Origin of the sequence: Geothrix rubra (assembly GCF_030268065.1) — a bacterium.
Classification (GTDB): domain Bacteria; phylum Acidobacteriota; class Holophagae; order Holophagales; family Holophagaceae; genus Geothrix; species Geothrix rubra.
On sequence record NZ_BSDD01000003.1, the window covers coordinates 71,668 to 87,702 of the forward strand.

Consider the following 16,035-nt stretch of genomic DNA (forward strand, 5'->3'; position numbering starts at 1 on the left):
AAGGGGGTTCCGTTGCGACAATTTCCCCTTCCCCCGATGGGGATTGTCCGGTAGGCCCATGAACCCGTCCATGCTCCTCCTCCCCGCGATCGTCCTGCCTTCGGCCCTGGCGGCCCAGGCGCCTGCGCCCACCCTGGGCGAGCAGGTGCGTGCGACCCGGCCGGTGGTGGAGAAGCTGATGGCCGACCTGAAGTTCCAGGAGGCCCTCCAGCAGGCCCAGACCCTGCTCCCGGCCACCCGCCCGGCCTTCGACAAGTCCAACAACCAGACCATGCTGACCTGCGCCATCCGGGCCATCGACCTGGGCCAGGCCTACCGCCTGGCGGTGGAGGCCGCCGATGCCGCCGGCCAGTGGGAGAAGGCCCTCGACTACGCCAAGGAAGCCAAGGCCATCGCCGGGGAAAGCTATGCCGCCGTGCAGGATCCCTTCGGAAAGATGGTCACCTACTACGACGCCGCCGGCGCCCGGGCCCAGCAGGTGCTCAAGGAGAATGCCGACCGCATCAAGGAGCTGAAGGCGAAGAAGGACCTCGATCCCGGTGAGAAGCAGGAGCTGGACCTGGCGCTGGGCGTGGAGAAGGAGGTCGGGGACGACGCCAAGTGGTCGAAGTTCTTCCAGACCTACATCAACGCCGCCAAGGAGGAGACCACCGCCTACGATCCCCTGATCGCCGTCATGGAGAAGAAGATCCAGGGCGAGGCCGACCAGATTGCCGAGTACAAGGCCGGCAAGGGCGACAAGCTCAAGTGGGTGGAGGCGGTGGTGTCCAGCCCCGCCTACCTGGAGGCCCAGGGTGACAAGGCGGGCAAGATGCGGTTCCTCAGCCGCCTGGCGGTCATCGATCCCGACAGCAAGAAGGTCCAGCACCAGATCGACCTGCTCACCGGCAAGGCCGTCGAGCCGGCCCCGAAGCGCGTCGTCCACAGGAAGAAGTAACGGTTCCGCGGAGCATCGGACACCAGTCCCAAGGCTGTACCCTGGACCCATGGCCCGTCGCTCCGCCTCCCGCATCCCCGTCCGCCCCCCCGCCCGCACCCCCGACCGGCGGGAGGCCCCGCGAGCCCCGGCCGCCCAGGCGCCGGGGCTTCGTCGTTTCGAGACCTTCGAGGCCACCTTCCTGGGCCACCCGGAGGGCGCAGGTGGCTTCCTGCGGGTCCCCGGGCTGCCCAAGGGGCCCGGGCAGGATCCCATGGTGGACTGGCGGGACGCCCATGGCGCCATCCACGGCGACCGCGTCGTCGCCGAGATCAGCGGGGAGGGCTGGGACGGCCGCCTCAAGGCGCGGGTCCTCGAGATCAAGGGCCGGGGCGAGATCCCCCTGCCCGGCACCCTCCAGAAGCAGCCCTGGGGCTGGCGGGTGGTGCCCCTGGAGCCCCGGCTCCCGCAGGTGATCGCCGTGCCGCCCACCGACCTGGCCGAGGACGGCGAGCTGGTCAGCGTGCGGCTGGACCCCGATCCCGAGGCCAGGCAGCTGCGGGGCACCGTCGTGGCCCGGCTGGGGAAGAAGACCGACCTCCGCATCGAGAACCGCCTCACCGCCGCCCTCTTCAACCTCCGCACCGCCTTCCCCGACGCGGTGATGAAGGAGCTGGCCCCCTTCCCGACCGAGATCCCCGAGGCGTGGGCCAAGACGAGGGAGGACCTCCGCCAGGTGCTCACCTGCACGGTGGACCCACCCACGGCCAAGGACTTCGACGATGCCATCAGCCTGGAGGTGCTCCCGCCCTCCGAGGGCGGCGGCTGGATCCTGGGCGTCCACATCGCGGACGTGAGCCATTACGTGGAGGAAGGCGGACCCCTGGACGAGGAGGCCCGGCTCCGGGGCACCTCCGTCTACTTCCCCGACGAGGCCATCCCCATGCTGCCCGAGCGGCTCAGCGGCGACCTCTGCAGCCTCCGCCAGGGCGTGGACCGGCTCACCATGACCGCCTGGATGACGATCTCGCCCGGCCTCGAGGTGGTGGAGTCCCGCCTATCGGAAAGCGTCATCCGCAGCGGGAAGCGGCTCACCTACGACGAGGTCAAGGAGGCCTGCATCGAGCTCTCCAGCCGCAAACGGGCCGAACTGGGCGGCCCCCTCTGCGACCTGCTGGACCAGGCCCTCGTGCTGTCCCGCCAGCTCACGCAGAAGCGGCTGGGGCGCGGCGCCATGAACCTGGACACCGAGGAGGCCGAGTTCATCTTCGACGCCGCGGGTCGCCCCGTGGACGCCCGACGCTACCCGCGGCACGACGCCCACCGGATGATCGAGGAGTTCATGCTGCTGGCCAACGAGGCGGTGGCGCGGTTCTTCACCCGGAAGAAGATCCCCACCATCTACCGGATCCACGACAACCCCGATCCCCTGAAGCTGGAGATCTTCGCGGAAGTGGCCCGCACCTTCGGCCTGCTGAAGCCCAAGGAGGTGCCCACCCCGGAGCATCTGAACGCCATGCTCGACAAGATCCGGGGCGGGCCCCTGGAGGCCATGATCAACACGCTGCTCCTGCGCAGCCTGAAGCGGGCGGAGTACTCGGCGGACAACATCGGGCACTCGGGCCTGGCCCTCCAGGACTACCTGCACTTCACCAGCCCCATCCGCCGCTACCCGGATCTCATCGTCCACCGCCTGCTGCGCCGCGTGCTCCGCGGCCAGCCCCTGCCGGAGGGCCTCCACAGCCACCTGGCCGTCCTGGCCAAGGGCGCCAGCGACGCCGAGCAGAAGGCCACCGAGGCGGAGCGCGAGAACGACAAGTGGAAGGCCTGCCTCCTGATGAAGGACAAGGTGGGGCAGCGCTTCCGGGGCCGCATCCAGGGCTTCTCCGCCAAGGTCGCCTTCATCACCCTGGACGCCCCCTTCGTGGAGGTGGGCGTGCCCATGGGCGCCCTGGGCGGCAACTTCTGGGTGGACGAGCACCGCACCAAGGCCACGGGGCTGCGCGGCTCCGTGGTGCTCACCATCGGCGACGCCGTGGAGGTGGAGATCACCGCCGTGGACGAGGACCTCCGCCGCATCAGCGCCTGGCTCACGGAAGCCAAGGCGCAGGACGAGCATGGCAAGGCGTTCACCTTCGCGCCCGTCCTGGCCGCCCCCGCCCGCCTGGGCGAGGGCGACTTCGAGAAGCCCCGCGCGGCCCGGGCCCAGACCCGGGGCGGCGGCGAGCGCAGCCGACGGACCGAGAAGCCCCAGGGACGGCCGCCCAGGAAGGCCCGCGAAGCCAGGCCCAAGCCGCCGAAGGGCAGCGTGCGGGGCAGCGGGAAACGGAAGGGGCGATGATCCAGCCGCCCGTCCCTTCGCGCTGCCTGGGCGTGGACCCGGGCTCCCTGGCCTGTGGCTGGGCCGTGGTGGAGCGCGCCGGTTCCCGCCTCGCGCTCGTCGAGGCCGGGGTCATCCGCAATCCACGCGGCGCGGACTTCGACCAGCGCTGCCTGCTCATCCACCAGCGCCTGGGCGAGGCCATCGCGGCCCACGCGCCCGGCTTCATGGCCGTGGAATCCCCCTTCGTGGAGAAGAACGCCGCCACCGCCCTGAAGCTGGGCCAGATCAGGGGCGGCATCCTGCTCACCGCCGCCCTGCACGGGCTGCCCGTCGGCGACTACAACCCCATGCAGGTGAAGAAGGCCGTCAGCGGCTACGGTTGGGCCGACAAGGACCAGGTGGGGAAGATGGTGATGACCCTGCTCAACCTGACGGAAGCCCTGCCGGCGGACGCGGCGGACGCGGCCGCCGTGGCCATCGGCCACCTGCTGGCCACCCGGCGGGGCTGATCCCGGTCCGAGGCCACCCGGTCCCCCGGTTCGCCCACGGGTGGGATCTGTCATGAGGGCCGTGACAAACAGGTCGCGACAGCGTCTCCTAAGTCATGACAGGCCTTGTGATGTCCATCACTGGCCTTCCGCGTCGCCAAAGACAATCATGATGTCCGGAAAGCATCGGGAGCCGACATGCTCATGGACACCAGCCTTCGCCAGCACAACCCGGCCTTCTGGAGCACCGCCGAGCGCCTGCACGAAGTGTTCGGCCAGCTGGAGCGCCAGATGAGCGGATCCCCCAGCGGCCTCGCGGTCCTGCGGCAGGTGAAGGCCCTCGAGGAAGAGCTGGAGGCCGAGGTGATGCACCGGTCCCGCCGCACCGCCAACGCCTGACGCCCCCCCTGCGCAGAGAGGCCCGGCGCTGCCGGGCCTCTCTGCGCCTGGAAGCCGCATGCGGCACCGCGGAGGATCCCTGTCCCGGCGACGAAGGGTGCGGGCCTTGCGGGATCGCGGTGGGCCCATGAAAGCGGGCACCCCGAAGGGTGCCCGGAGGTCTCGGCCAAGTGCTGCTCGGGCCGGAAGGGGCTGGCGTAAACGGTCGCCCCGCGGGAGGAAAGAGGAACTCTTCCCGCCCCTCAGGCTAGGCCGGGGAACGGGCGCCACAAGGCGAAAAAGGGCGAAGGTTCAGACCAGGCGGCCCGGCCGGTAGGGGGCGTAGCGGGGCGCCCACTGGGCCTTCCGGACGGTTTCCTCCAGCTGGTCGTCATCCAGCAGACGACCAAGTCCGGCGTCCCGGGCTTCCTTGCCCACCGCCACGGCCACGGCGGCCGACACCCGGCGGATGTCCCGCATTTCGGGCAGCAGCAGGCCCATGGCCTCCTGCTCGGGGGTCACCATGGCGCTGATGGCCCGGCTGGCCGCCAGGATCATCTCGTCGGTGACCCGCGACGCGTGGCTGACGAGGGCCCCGAGCCCCAGCCCCGGGAAGATGTACATGTTGTTGCACTGCGAGGCCTGGAGGGTCCGCCCCTTCCAGGAGAGCGGCGGGAAGGGGCTTCCGGTGGCGACGAGGCCCTTCCCGTCCGTGGCCTTCCAGACCGCCTCCGCCGTGCACTCGCACTTGTGGGTGGGATTGGACAGGGCCATCACGATGGGGCGTTCCGTGTGGCGGGCCGTCTCGGCGAGGATCGCGTCGCTGAAGAGCCCCGGCTGGGCCGTCACCCCGATGAGCACGGTGGGCTTCGCGTTGCGGACCACATCGGGGAGCCCGATGCGGTTGGGATCGTCCAGCGTCCAGCCCTCCACCCAGGCCCGGCGCTGGGCCAGGGGCTTCTGGGGGCCCTCGAGCTTCGGGTCGTCGTCGAGCAGGAGGCCCTGCATGTCCACCGCGAAGATCCGGCGGCGGGCCTCCTCGTCCGAGAGGCCCTCCTCCTTCAGCATGGCGCGGATGTTCATGCAGATGCCCGTGCCGGCCTGGCCCATGCCCACCACGACGAAGCGCTCGTCCTGGAAGCGGCTCCGCTTGATGCGCATGGCCGTCATGAGGGCCGACAGGGCCGTGGCGCCCGTGCCCTGGATGTCGTCGTTGAAGGAGAGGATGCGCTCTCGGTACTTGGCCAGGTTGTCGAAGGCCGTGTGCTTGGCGAAATCCTCCCACTGCAGCAGCGCGTCCGGGAAGTTGCGCTTCACGCCCAGCACGAACTTCTCCACGATCTCCTCGTACTCCGCGCCGCGGAGCCGCGGATGCCGGTAGCCGAGGTAGAGGGGATCCTCCAGCAGGCGCGGGTTGTTGGTGCCCACGTCCAGGCTGATGGGCAGGCAGACGGCCGGATGCACGCCGCCCGCGGCCACGTAGAGGCTCACCTTCCCCACGGGGATGCCCATGCCGTCGGAGCCCAGGTCGCCCAGGCCGAGGATGCGCTCGCCGTCGGTCACCACGATGAGGTTCACCTGGGGCAGGGACACGCTCTGGAAGATCTGGTCGATGTTGGCGATGTTGTCGGGCGTGATGTAGAGGCCCCGGAACCGCCGCTGGATGTGGCTCATCTGCAGGCAGGCCTGGCCCACGGTGGGCGTGTAGACGATGGGAACCATCTCCTCGAGGTTCTCCGTCAGCAGGCGGTAGAACAGCGGCTCGCTGCGGTCCTGCAGGCCGATGAGGAAGATGTACCGCTCCATGTCGTCGGGCTTGCGGCGGAAGGATTCCAGGCTGCGGTCCAGCTGGGCCTCCATGCTGGAGACGCCCGAGCGCAGGAGGCCATCCAGTTCCAGGCTCAGCCGTTCCTCGCGGGTGAACGCCGACCCCTTGTTCAGGTGCGGATCATTCAGGACCTGCCGCCCCCGGAGGTACACCTCGTAGTATTCCTCCCCGGTGAGAGGATCGATCTTGAACCCGAAGGTCTTCATGGCTGCCCCTTGTGCTGGGCGTCCGGCCGCGACCCGTCGCCATCTCCCGCGCGGGGGCCGCCACCAGCGGCGCGAAAAAGCCAGTGTAGACCCAGGGCCGCAGGGGCCTGGGTCACAGACGCCCCGGGATCAGTCCAGCAGCCGCCCCAGGGCCCCGGGTTCGGAGACCGGCGCCGAGCAGGCCCGCCCCCGGCAGACGGTGACGACCGCACTGCCTTCCGGCGCACGCCGGCCCCGATGCAGGGGCAGCGCCGAGTCCGCGGACACCGACACCAGCCGGCCGGGCAGGAAGCGGCGGTGGACTTCCGCCAGCAGGGCCCGGGTGGCGGGCAGGGTCAAGTCACCGGACACGACGATCTCCAGAGGCTCACGCTGGGCCTGGTCGAGCACCCCCAGCAGGCCCAGGAAGGCCCGGGGCGCCCGCTGCATCCAGGGGCCGAAGCAGCGCAGCGTCCCCTCGGCCGCGGCCCTGAAATCCTCCCGCTCCAGGTGGCGGGAGAGGCGCAGCAGGGCCCGGGCGGCCAGGGTGTTGCCCGAGGGGAGGGCGTTGTCGAAGCCGGGTTTCTGCCGGAAGAGGAGATCCGCCTGGCCCGCCTCCGTGCTGAAGAACCCGCCTTCCGCGGCATCGTGGAAGCGCGCCAGCAGGGCCTCGCCCAGCCTCCCTGCCCAGTGCAGCCAGGCCGGGTCGCCCCCCGCCTCGAAGAGATCCACCAGCCCCTCCGCCACGGCCCCGTAGTCCTCGAGGAAGGCCGGGGTATGGGCTTCCCCCCCGCGCGCCACGCGAAGGAGGCGGCCCTCCTGCCAGAGGGCCCGGTGCAGGAAGGCCGCGCAGGCCTCCGCCCCGGCCAGGTAGCGTGGATCCCCCAGTGCCTGGAAGCCCCGGGCCAGGGCCGACAGGGCCAGGCCGTTCCAGGCGGCCAGCACCTTGTCGTCCTTGCCGGGGCGGACCCGCCGATCCCGCCAGATCCGCAGGCGCTCGCGAAGGTCCGCGTCCTCGCCGGGCGCCAGCTCGGCACCCTCGGGGCAGGAGAAGCGGTGCACCACGCTGCGGCCGTGCTCGAAATTCCCGCCCCCGGTGATGCCATAGGCCGCGCAGAAGCGGGCGCCGGCGGCCTCCCCCAACGCCTCGCGCACCTCGGCGGGGGTGAAGACGTAGAACTGCCCCTCCTCGCCCTCGCTGTCGGCGTCCTCGCTGGCGTGGAAGCCGCCCTCGGGATCGCGCAGGTCGCGCAGGAGGTAGTCGAGAGTCTCCCGGGCCACCCGGGCGTAGCGGGCCTCGCCCGTGGCCTGGAAGGCGGCCAGGTAGCAGGCGGCCAGCTGGGCATTGTCGTAGAGCATCTTCTCGAAGTGGGGCACGAGCCACTGCCCGTCCACGCTGTAGCGGGCAAAGCCGCCGCCCAGGTGGTCGAACATCCCCCCTTCCCACATGGCGTCGAGGGTGCGGAGGGCCATGGCGCGGTCGGCCTCGCTCCCCCGGGCGAGGATCAGGTCGACCGCCATCTGCTGGGGGAACTTGGGCGCCGGTCCGAAACCGCCCCACCGCGGATCGAACCCGTGGCGGAGCTGGGCCAGGGCGGCCTCGACCACCTCGCGGCCGGGCAGCGCCCCGCCCGCCTGCACCTCGGCCTGGCGGCGCAGTTCGTCGGAGAGCGCCCGGGCCTGGGTCTCCAGGTCCTGGCGCTGGGTCTGCCAGAGTTCGGCGATGCGCCGCAGCAGCGGCACGAAGCCCGGCATCCCCCCCCGGGATTCCCGGGGGAAATAGGTGCCGCCGTAGAAGGGCCGCAGGTCCGGTGTCAGCCACACGCTCATGGGCCAGCCGCCATGGCCCGTGAGCGCCTGCACCGCGTCCATGTAGAGGTCGTCCAGGTCGGGCCGCTCCTCCCGGTCCACCTTGATGGGCACGAAGTGGGCGTTCAGCACCTCGGCCACCTCGGGATGCTCGAAGCTCTCCCGCTCCATGACGTGGCACCAGTGGCAGGCGCTGTAGCCGATGCTCAGGAAGATGGGCCGATCCTCCGCCCGCGCCTTCGCCAGGGCCTCCCCGCCCCAGGGGTACCAGTCCACCGGGTTGTGGGCGTGCTGGAGGAGGTAGGGGCTGAGGCTGCCGGCGAGGCGGTTGGACATTCCTGACTCCGAAGGTCAAGATTATGACCCAGATCACACCTTCCCGCGGGGCCCTTCCGGAATCCCCCGGTAGAATGGGCGTTTGGCTTGGTCCGAGGTTCCATGTTCGACAGCCTTTCCCAGAAGCTCAGCCAGGCCATGAAGGCCCTGCGGGGCGAGACCCGCCTCACGGAAGCCAACCTGGAAGCCGTCCTGCGGGAGGTCCGCATGGCCCTCCTGGAGGCCGATGTCCACGTGGCCGTGGCCCGGACCTTCCTCCAGCGGGTGAAGGAGAAGGCCCTCGGCGCCGAGGTCATGCAGGGCCTCAATCCGGCCCAGGCCTTCATCGACATCGTCCACCGGGAGCTGGTGGAGATCATGGGCGGGGAGGCGCCGGAGCATCCCCTCGCCTTCGCCCCGAAGCCACCGACGGTGGTGATGATGGTGGGCCTGCAGGGCGCCGGCAAGACCACCACCTGCGGCAAGCTGGCGGTGTTCCTGAAGAAGCTGGGCCGCTCCCCCCTGCTGGTGCCCGCGGACGTCTACCGGCCCGCCGCCATCGAGCAGCTCCACGTGGTGGCGAAGGATGCCGGCGTGCCCTCCTTCCGCACCGACGAGAAGGATCCGGTCCGCATCTGCGAGGCCGCCCTGACCGAGGCGAAGCTGAAGGGCTGGGACACGGTCATCCTCGACACCGCGGGCCGCCTGCACCTGGACGAGGCCCTCATGGAGGAGCTCGTCAGCATCAAGGCCGCCGTCCCCCCCGACGAGATCCTCTTCGTGGCCGACGCCATGACGGGCCAGGACGCGGTCCGCAGCGCCACGGCCTTCCACGGGAAACTGGGCACCACGGGCGTGGTGCTCACCAAGACCGACGGCGACACCCGCGGCGGTGCGGCCTTCAGCATCAAGCAGGCCACGGGGACCCCCCTGAAGTTCGTGGGCGAGGGCGAGAAGCTGGAGGACTTCCAGCGCTTCCACCCCGACCGCATGGCCCAGCGGATCCTGGGCATGGGCGACGTGCTGAGCCTCATCGAGCACGCCAAGGACAAGCTCGACGAGAAGGAGACCGAGGCCATGGCCCAGCGCCTGGCCAAGAACCAGTTCACCCTGGAGGACATGCGCAAGCAGTTCCAGCAGGTCAAGAAGCTGGGCTCCATGAACAAGATCCTGGGCATGCTGCCGGGCATGGGGCAGATGAAGGAGCAGATCGCGCAGGTGGCCACGGACAAGCGCCTGAGCCACATGGAGGCCATCCTGAACTCCATGACGCCGAAGGAGCGTGCCAACCACAACCTCCTGGACGCCAAGCGCAAGCGCCGCATCGCCGCGGGCTCCGGCCGCCCCGTCAGCGAGATCAACCAGCTCCTGAAGCAGTACGTCGAGGCCAGGAAGATGATGGGCCAGATGAACGATCCCAAGTTCATGAACCGGATGCAGCGCATGGCCGGCGCGATGAAGGGTAAGCTTCCCTTCTAGCCACCGGCACCAGGGAGGATCCGATCACCGCACCACGAGGGTTCGGCTTCTATCTCAAGGCGGGTGCGGCCCTGGCCGCCCTGGGCTTGGTGGCCCTGCTGGTCTGGCGCCCCTTCGCCCCCGGACCCCGGGTCCGCCGGGTGCTGCTCATCCCGGCCACGGCCCTGCCCGCGGACCCGGCCCTGGAGCGGGGCCTGGAGACCCTCCTGTCCGACCACCTGGAGGTCCTGGCCGGAGCTGCGGTCGTCCACGCGCCCGTGGTGCCCTCGGGCGCCGACCTGGAACGGCTGCCCGAGGGCACCCTCCTGATGACCTTCCGGGGGCACCGGGAGGGGGACCGCCTCGCCCTCGCCGCGGCCTGGACGACCCGGGAGCGGCTCCGGGCCGGTGAGCCCTGGGCCTACGACGATCCTGGCCCCCTGCCTCCGGCCGAGGCCCTGGACCGCTGGGTGGACCACTGGCCCCTCCGCCGCCGCTTTCCCGGCCGGGAGGCCCTGTTCCCCCGCGACCCCGCCCATGGCTGGGACCTGCTGCAGGCCTTGTCCATCCGGGACGATGCCGAGGCCGCCCGGAACCTCGCGGCCACCCGGGCGCTGGCGGAGGCTGAACCCGGCTGTGCGACGGCCTGGACCGCCCTGGGCGACCACCTCTACCGGAGCCTCTGGATCGATCCCCAGGCGGCGGGCAGCGGCTTCAACGCCCGCATGGACCAGGCCTTCGTCCGCGCCCTGGAGCTCGTCCCCGGCCACCCCCGCGCCACCTACCTCCGCGCCCTGATGCTGACGGACATCGGGGACCAGCGCCGGGCCCTCCAGTCCCTGATCCCGGCGGCGCGCCAGCGGCCGGATGTGCCCGACCTCTACCTGGGCTTCGCCTACGCGGGCCGCACGGCGGGCCTGCTGGAGGGGGCCCGCCGGGCCCTGGGCCGGCGGCAGCGGATCCTCGGGACCCTGGCAGACCCCTCCCCCTGGTCCGCCGAGACCACCTACCTCTACCTGGGGGACACCGCCGCCTTCGAGCAGGACCTGGAGCGGGCCCGCACCATGCGGACGGACGCCGGCCTGCTCTTCTACCAGGGCTACCTCGCCCTCCTGAAGGGTCGGCGGGACCTGGCCCTGCGCTACATGACGGAGGGCGGCGGGTTCCCGGGCGGCCCCATCCCCTTCCAGGACCTGTGCCTGGCCTACCGGGCCCTGCTGGAGGGAAGGCTCCAGGACGGGCTGGCCGGGCTCCGCAAGGTGGATCAGATCCGGGGCCGCCTCCGGATCCCGGACGGCGAATGGACCTTCAAGGAGGCCGAAGCCTACGCCCTGCTCGGGGATCCGGACCGGAGCGTGGATGCCGCCACCCGGGCCTTTGTGCAGGGCTTCAGCTGCGCCCGGTGGTACGAGGCCTCGCCTTTCCTGGCGCCGATCCGGACCCACCCGCGCTGGCCCACCCTCCGCCGGAACCTGCTGGAACGCCAGGCCATCCTGGAGGCCGATTTCCCCGCCTCGGCCTTCACCCCGTGATCCACGCACTTTCGGCTTGGGATATGCCGTTCCCCGCGCTACACTGACCCGCTCAGGGAGTGTCCATGCTGTCCATCCGTCTCGCTCGCAATGGTGCCAAGAAGCGGCCCTTCTACCACATCGTCGTCTCCGAGAACGACCGCATCCCCACCGGCCGTGCCGTGGAGGTGCTGGGCTTCGTGAACCCGATCGCCGGCGCCGGCGAGGCGGTCCGGATCGACGCCGAGAAGGCCAAGAGCTGGCTCCAGAAGGGCGCCCAGCCCTCCAAGACCGTCCTCGATCTGTTCAAGAAGAACCAGATCCTCTAGACCGGTTTCCGTTCCGCGAAAGCCGGGCCAGGGTCCGGCTTTCGTCGTTCTCGCCTGGAGCGACCATGGATCTCGAAGCCTTCCTGGGCGACGTCATCACCCCCCTGCTGGACCACCCGGAGGCCTTCCGGGTGGAGATCACCGGCGAAGGCCGGAGGCGGGACGTGCTGGTGCACGCCGATCCCCGGGACCGGGGCCGCATCATCGGCAAGCACGGCCGCATGATCAGCGCCCTCCGCACCCTCTGCAAGACCGCCGGAGACAAGGCCGGGCTGTCGGTCAACCTCGAGCTGTTCGACGAGGACGGGGCCGCGGAGGACTGATGCTCCTCGCCGGCCACCTCGCCCGGGTCCAGGGCCTCAAGGGCGAGTTCCTCTTCCACTCGGTCATGGACGAACCCGAGCGGCTGGAATCCATGACCGGCCTCGTGCTGGCCCCGCCGCAGGCGGACCTGGAGCATGGCGAGCCGGTCCCACCCGCGCGGTCCGTGGCCCTCCGCAGCTTCCGCTGGCACCAGGACCGTCCCTGCCTGGCCTTCCGGGAGGTGGCGGATCGCACCGCCGCCGAGCCCCTCAAGGGCTGGGCCCTGTGGATGCCCGAGGCCGCGGCGGAGCTGCCCGAGGGCGAGAGCTTCCGCCACCAGTGGATCGGCTGCGAAGTCTTCGTGGCGGGACAGCGGGTGGGCGAAGTGCTCCGCCTGGACCCCACCCCCATGGGCTACGACATGGTGATCCTCCGGGACCTCCGGCCCGGCCGGACCGGTCAGCGCGAAGTGCCCTACATCAAGGCCTGGTGGACGCTGGACCTGCCCAACCACCGCCTGGACGTGGACCCGCCCCCGGGTCTCCTGGATCTGGACCTCTAGAGCCAGATGAGCGGAAGCAGGCCCAGCAGGGTCAGGCCCCCCAGCAGCCCCAGGCTCCAGAGCCCCGTACGGCCCTTGGCGAAGCCGTAGGCGTAGAAGCCCTTCACGAGGTTGTTGCTGGCGGCGCTGACGGCGATGCTGCAGGCCGCCAGGTGGAGGCTGGTCGACACCCCCGCGGCGTGCGTCATGCCCATGATGAAGGGCGTCACATCCGTGAGGCCCATCAGGCCCGCCACCGAGTACACCCCGTTCCGCCCCAGGTAGGTGATGGCCAGCTGGGTGACGATCAGCATCACGACGAACACGGCGGCGAAGAAGAAGGCTGCCCGGAGTTCCAGCGGGTTGTGGGGGTGGGCCGCCTCGGGCGTGTCCGTGGCCTCGGGATCGTGCAGGCGGTACACGAACCAGCCGCCGAGGGCCGAGATGGCCGCGAGGATCAGGAACCACGGCGCCAGGGTCAGGGCGAGGTCGCGGTTGAACATCCAGACCAGGGCCAGGATCTTGAGGTACATGGCCGCCGAGGCCACCACGATGCCGCCGGTGTACTCGTGGGGGCGCTGCCCCGCGGCGGCGCGCTTGGCCAGCACCACCGTGATGACGGTGCTGGAGTAGAAGCCACCCAGGATGGCCGAGAGGAAGATCCCGCCCCGGTCCTTGAAGGCCTTCAGCAGCACGTAGCTCGCGTAGGAGACGCCGCTGACCGCCACCACCACGAGCCAGGTCTTGAAGGGATTGATCCGGAAGGGGCCCAGGTCGCGGTTGGGCACCATCGGGAGGATCACGGCGGACAGCAGGAGGAACTTCGTGAACGCGGCGACCTCCTCGGGCCGGATGCGCTGGGTGAGCCCCTCCAGGGCCTCCTTCAGCTCCAGCAGCAGGAGGCTCACCACCACCAGCGTGCAGGCGAACCACAGATGGCCCGTGTACACCAGGGCGCCCACGAGGTAGACCAGCAGGCCCGAGAGCTCGGTGGTGATGCCCGCCTCGGTCGTCTGCTGCAGCTTGTGGAGGTAGGACACCAGCATGAAGGCGCCCACCACCAGGAAGCCCAGGAGCATGCCGAAGAGGTTGCCTCCGGACAGGAGGGACACCACGTAGCCCACCAGGCCCAGCAGCGGGAAGGTGCGCACGCCGCCGAAGACCCGCTTCCCCCCGCGCTTGAGCTCCTCCCGCTCCAGTCCGATCAGGAAGGAGAGGAAGAGCACGAGGCCGAGGTTCAGGGCCTCGGGCGGAATCGCGGACAGCAGCTGGTCGAGCACGCGGGGCCTCGCAGGGATGGGTGGTCCCCAGGGTGCCGCGCCTGGAACGGTCTTGGAAGATCAAACCTCAACCACGCCACAGGAGCGGGACTTCTCGACCAAAGAAGGCGGTATATGCTGGTCCAGTCCCAAATGAGGCCTCCATGCTCGAGATCAGGGCGCTTGAAAAGCACTTCGGGACATTGAAGGCTGTCGATGGCATCTCCTTCTCGGCCAGACCCGGCGAGATCCTGGGGCTGCTCGGACCCAACGGCGCCGGGAAAACCACGCTGGTCTCCATGATCGCCGGTCTTCTGCCCGCGGACGGCGGCCAGGTCCTCATCGATGGACGCACGCTATGCGGCGACCAGGATCCCCTCAAGCGGCGCATCGGCCTCGTCCCCCAGGACCTGGCCCTGATCGAAGAACTTCCCGCCCAGGACAATCTGGCCTTCTTCGGCGCCCTCTATGGTCTGAAGGGCCTGGCCCTCCGGGCCGCCGCGTCCCGGGTCCTCGATCTGGTCGGCCTTTCGGACCGCGCCGGGGACCGGGTGGCGACCTTCAGCGGCGGCATGAAGCGCCGCCTGAACCTCGCCGCAGCCCTCATGCACGATCCCGAGATCCTGTTGCTGGACGAGCCCACCGTCGGCGTGGATCCGCAAAGCCGCAACGCCATCTTCGACAATCTCGAAACCCTGAAGCGGCAGCGTCGAACCCTCATCTATACCACCCACTACATGGAGGAAGTGGAACGCCTCTGCGAGCGCGTCGTCATCCTCGATCACGGCCGGGTGCTGGCCGATGCGAGCCTGGCCGACCTCACCCGGACCGGGATCGTGAACCCGAGGCTCCACATCGAGTTGAATGCGGGTGGCGATGGGCATTGGCTGGAAGAACTCCGCGGCCTCGACGGGGTGGCTTCGGCCAATCTGGCAGGAACGCAACTCGCAGTCGGTATCGCCGACCTGGCCGCGGACACGTCCCGGATTCTCAGCTGGCTGTCGGGCCGGGGGATGGTCATTCATGGCTTCGCCAGCGAGCGCCCCAGCCTGGAATCGGTCTTTCTCTCCCTCACGGGAAGGAGCTTCCGCGAATGAGCCTCACCGCCCTGGTCGCCCTCGTCCGCAAGGATCTCAAGCTCTTCTTCCATGATCGGCGTGCCGTGATCATGAGTTTCGCGGCGCCGATCGTCATCGCCTCCTTCTTCGGGTTTCTCTTCCAGGGGGCCTCCGGTCAGGCCAATCAGGCCCGCATTCCGGTGGCCGTGGTGGACCAGGACCAGACGGACCTCTCGCGCAAACTGATCGCCCGGCTGGGGGAGGACAAGCAGGTCCAGGTGGAGGCCCTTTCCTTGGATCGGGCGCTGGATCAGGTCCGCCGGGGAAAAACGACCGTGGCCCTCCGCATCCCAGCCGGTTTCAGCGAGGGCGCCACCCGAACGTTCTTCTCCGGCGGGGCCAAGCCTGAACTTTCCCTGGACTACGATCCCTCCCACGCCATGGAACTGGGGCTGGTCCGGGGCCTGCTCACGGAAGCGGCCATGACCGTCGTGAGCGCCGAGATGTTCACGGGCCCGGCAGGACGGAAGAGTCTGGAGACCTCCCTGGACCAACTCGAGCGCTCGAACCTTGCCGAAGGCGAACGAAGCGACCTGAAGCGGCTCCTGGAAAGCGCCCGGGCCTGGAATGTCCGCCAGGAGCAGCAGCCCGCGACCGCCCGCAGGGGTGGTCTGAGCCTGCCCTACTCACTGAAGGAGGAGGCCCTGACGTCCAGGTCCGCCACGCCCTACAACAGCTACGCGCACGCCTTCGCCGGCATGGGTGTGCAGTTCATCCTCTTCATGGGCATCGAGGCGGGCATCTCCATTCTCGTCGCCCGACGCTCGGGCCTGTGGAAGCGCCTCTGTGCGGCCCCGCTCTCCCGCCGGCTGCTTCTGGGTGGCCGGGCCCTCAGCGCCGCGCTGGTTTCCCTTATCATCCTCGGGGTGGTCTATGTCTTCGCCCGGCTGATCTTCCATGTCCACATCGAAGGCAGCGCGGCGGGTTTCCTGGGCGTCTGCCTGGCCTTCTCCCTCATGACCGCGACCTTCGGCCTCCTCATCGCCTCCCTGGGCCGCACGCCGGAGGCCACTCGAGGCCTGGCCATCTTCGCCACCCTCATCCTGGTGATGCTGGGCGGAGCCTGGGTCCCGGCCTTCATCTTTCCCGCCTGGCTCCAGAAGCTGACCCTGTTCATCCCGACCCGATGGGCCGTGGATGGGCTGGATGCCATGACCTGGCGAGGGCTTGGATTCCAGGCGGCCCTGGCCCCCATCGCCGTGCTGCTGGGGTTCGCCCTCGCCTTCGGACTGATTGCCTTGGCGCGGTTCCGCTGGGAGGTTGAAGGCTGACCG

At 69.9% G+C, this 16,035-nt stretch carries 14 protein-coding genes; 11 read left to right on the plus strand and 3 right to left on the minus strand.

Annotation, left to right across the window (positions count from 1 at the left end):
• The first annotated feature begins 70 nt into the window (after positions 1–70).
• The 4 genes from QSJ33_RS08310 to QSJ33_RS08325 all read left to right on the plus strand — a co-directional run bounded on the left by QSJ33_RS08310 (position 71) and on the right by QSJ33_RS08325 (position 4,126).
• On the plus strand, positions 71–937 hold the full coding sequence (locus QSJ33_RS08310; RefSeq protein WP_285724489.1) for a hypothetical protein: 867 nt from the start codon (positions 71–73) through the stop codon (positions 935–937).
• A gap of 49 nt (positions 938–986) precedes the next feature.
• On the plus strand, positions 987–3,257 hold the full coding sequence (locus tag QSJ33_RS08315) for a ribonuclease R family protein (RefSeq protein WP_285724491.1): 2,271 nt from the start codon (positions 987–989) through the stop codon (positions 3,255–3,257).
• Positions 3,254–3,748, plus strand: coding sequence for a crossover junction endodeoxyribonuclease RuvC (ruvC, locus tag QSJ33_RS08320; protein ID WP_285724493.1), 495 nt, complete (start codon positions 3,254–3,256; stop codon positions 3,746–3,748). The genes QSJ33_RS08315 and ruvC overlap by 4 nt, the downstream gene beginning before the upstream one ends.
• Before the next feature lie 177 nt (positions 3,749–3,925).
• Positions 3,926–4,126 (plus strand): hypothetical protein, encoded by a 201-nt coding sequence (locus tag QSJ33_RS08325; RefSeq protein ID WP_285724495.1) that lies wholly within the window; start codon positions 3,926–3,928, stop codon positions 4,124–4,126.
• 291 nt (positions 4,127–4,417) lie between these two features.
• Here the strand turns inward: QSJ33_RS08325 and QSJ33_RS08330 are convergent, their stop codons facing one another.
• Both QSJ33_RS08330 and QSJ33_RS08335 read right to left on the minus strand, forming a co-directional pair.
• Positions 4,418–6,139, minus strand: coding sequence for an NAD-dependent malic enzyme (locus tag QSJ33_RS08330; RefSeq protein WP_285724497.1), 1,722 nt, complete (start codon positions 6,137–6,139; stop codon positions 4,418–4,420).
• A gap of 129 nt (positions 6,140–6,268) precedes the next feature.
• Positions 6,269–8,263, minus strand: a complete 1,995-nt coding sequence (locus QSJ33_RS08335) for a thioredoxin domain-containing protein (protein ID WP_285724499.1) — start codon at positions 8,261–8,263, stop codon at positions 6,269–6,271.
• Positions 8,264–8,365: 102 nt separating this feature from the next.
• Between QSJ33_RS08335 and ffh the strand changes: the two genes are divergently transcribed.
• From ffh to QSJ33_RS08360, 5 genes are all read left to right on the plus strand, one after another.
• On the plus strand, positions 8,366–9,721 hold the full coding sequence (ffh, locus tag QSJ33_RS08340; RefSeq protein WP_285724501.1) for a signal recognition particle protein: 1,356 nt from the start codon (positions 8,366–8,368) through the stop codon (positions 9,719–9,721).
• A gap of 89 nt (positions 9,722–9,810) precedes the next feature.
• Positions 9,811–11,232, plus strand: a complete 1,422-nt coding sequence (locus QSJ33_RS08345) for a hypothetical protein (protein WP_285724503.1) — start codon at positions 9,811–9,813, stop codon at positions 11,230–11,232.
• Between the two features lie 65 nt (positions 11,233–11,297).
• Complete coding sequence (rpsP, locus tag QSJ33_RS08350; RefSeq protein WP_285724505.1) at positions 11,298–11,540, plus strand: 30S ribosomal protein S16; 243 nt, start codon at positions 11,298–11,300, stop codon at positions 11,538–11,540.
• Between the two features lie 65 nt (positions 11,541–11,605).
• Positions 11,606–11,863, plus strand: coding sequence for a KH domain-containing protein (locus QSJ33_RS08355; RefSeq protein WP_285724507.1), 258 nt, complete (start codon positions 11,606–11,608; stop codon positions 11,861–11,863).
• Positions 11,863–12,405 carry a ribosome maturation factor RimM gene (locus tag QSJ33_RS08360; protein WP_285724509.1) on the plus strand — a complete coding sequence of 181 codons (543 nt, stop codon included), beginning with the start codon at positions 11,863–11,865 and terminating at the stop codon, positions 12,403–12,405. Before QSJ33_RS08355 ends, QSJ33_RS08360 begins: the two co-directional genes overlap by 1 nt.
• Here the strand turns inward: QSJ33_RS08360 and QSJ33_RS08365 are convergent.
• On the minus strand, positions 12,402–13,664 hold the full coding sequence (locus QSJ33_RS08365; protein ID WP_285724511.1) for an MgtC/SapB family protein: 1,263 nt from the start codon (positions 13,662–13,664) through the stop codon (positions 12,402–12,404). The genes QSJ33_RS08360 and QSJ33_RS08365 overlap by 4 nt on opposite strands.
• 32 nt (positions 13,665–13,696) lie before the next feature.
• Here QSJ33_RS08365 and QSJ33_RS08370 point away from each other — a divergent pair, with 32 nt between their 5' ends.
• Both QSJ33_RS08370 and QSJ33_RS08375 read left to right on the plus strand, forming a co-directional pair.
• A complete protein-coding gene (locus QSJ33_RS08370) occupies positions 13,697–14,740 on the plus strand; it encodes an ABC transporter ATP-binding protein (protein WP_285724513.1) in 1,044 nt (347 codons plus the stop codon).
• The gene (locus QSJ33_RS08375; RefSeq protein ID WP_285724515.1) at positions 14,737–16,032 is read left to right on the plus strand and encodes an ABC transporter permease; all 1,296 of its coding nucleotides are present in this window, start codon (positions 14,737–14,739) and stop codon (positions 16,030–16,032) included. Before QSJ33_RS08370 ends, QSJ33_RS08375 begins: the two co-directional genes overlap by 4 nt.
• Positions 16,033–16,035 lie beyond the last annotated feature (3 nt).

Coding starts and splice junctions, on each gene's coding strand:
- QSJ33_RS08330 (WP_285724497.1), bottom strand. CDS start 6,139: ATGAAGACCTTCGGGTTCAAGATCGATCCTCTCACCGGGGAGGAATAC.
- QSJ33_RS08355 (WP_285724507.1), top strand. CDS start 11,606: ATGGATCTCGAAGCCTTCCTGGGCGACGTCATCACCCCCCTGCTGGAC.
- QSJ33_RS08325 (WP_285724495.1), top strand. CDS start 3,926: ATGCTCATGGACACCAGCCTTCGCCAGCACAACCCGGCCTTCTGGAGC.
- QSJ33_RS08375 (WP_285724515.1), top strand. CDS start 14,737: ATGAGCCTCACCGCCCTGGTCGCCCTCGTCCGCAAGGATCTCAAGCTC.
- QSJ33_RS08335 (WP_285724499.1), bottom strand. CDS start 8,263: ATGTCCAACCGCCTCGCCGGCAGCCTCAGCCCCTACCTCCTCCAGCAC.
- rpsP (WP_285724505.1), top strand. CDS start 11,298: ATGCTGTCCATCCGTCTCGCTCGCAATGGTGCCAAGAAGCGGCCCTTC.
- QSJ33_RS08360 (WP_285724509.1), top strand. CDS start 11,863: ATGCTCCTCGCCGGCCACCTCGCCCGGGTCCAGGGCCTCAAGGGCGAG.
- QSJ33_RS08310 (WP_285724489.1), top strand. CDS start 71: ATGCTCCTCCTCCCCGCGATCGTCCTGCCTTCGGCCCTGGCGGCCCAG.
- QSJ33_RS08315 (WP_285724491.1), top strand. CDS start 987: ATGGCCCGTCGCTCCGCCTCCCGCATCCCCGTCCGCCCCCCCGCCCGC.
- ffh (WP_285724501.1), top strand. CDS start 8,366: ATGTTCGACAGCCTTTCCCAGAAGCTCAGCCAGGCCATGAAGGCCCTG.
- ruvC (WP_285724493.1), top strand. CDS start 3,254: ATGATCCAGCCGCCCGTCCCTTCGCGCTGCCTGGGCGTGGACCCGGGC.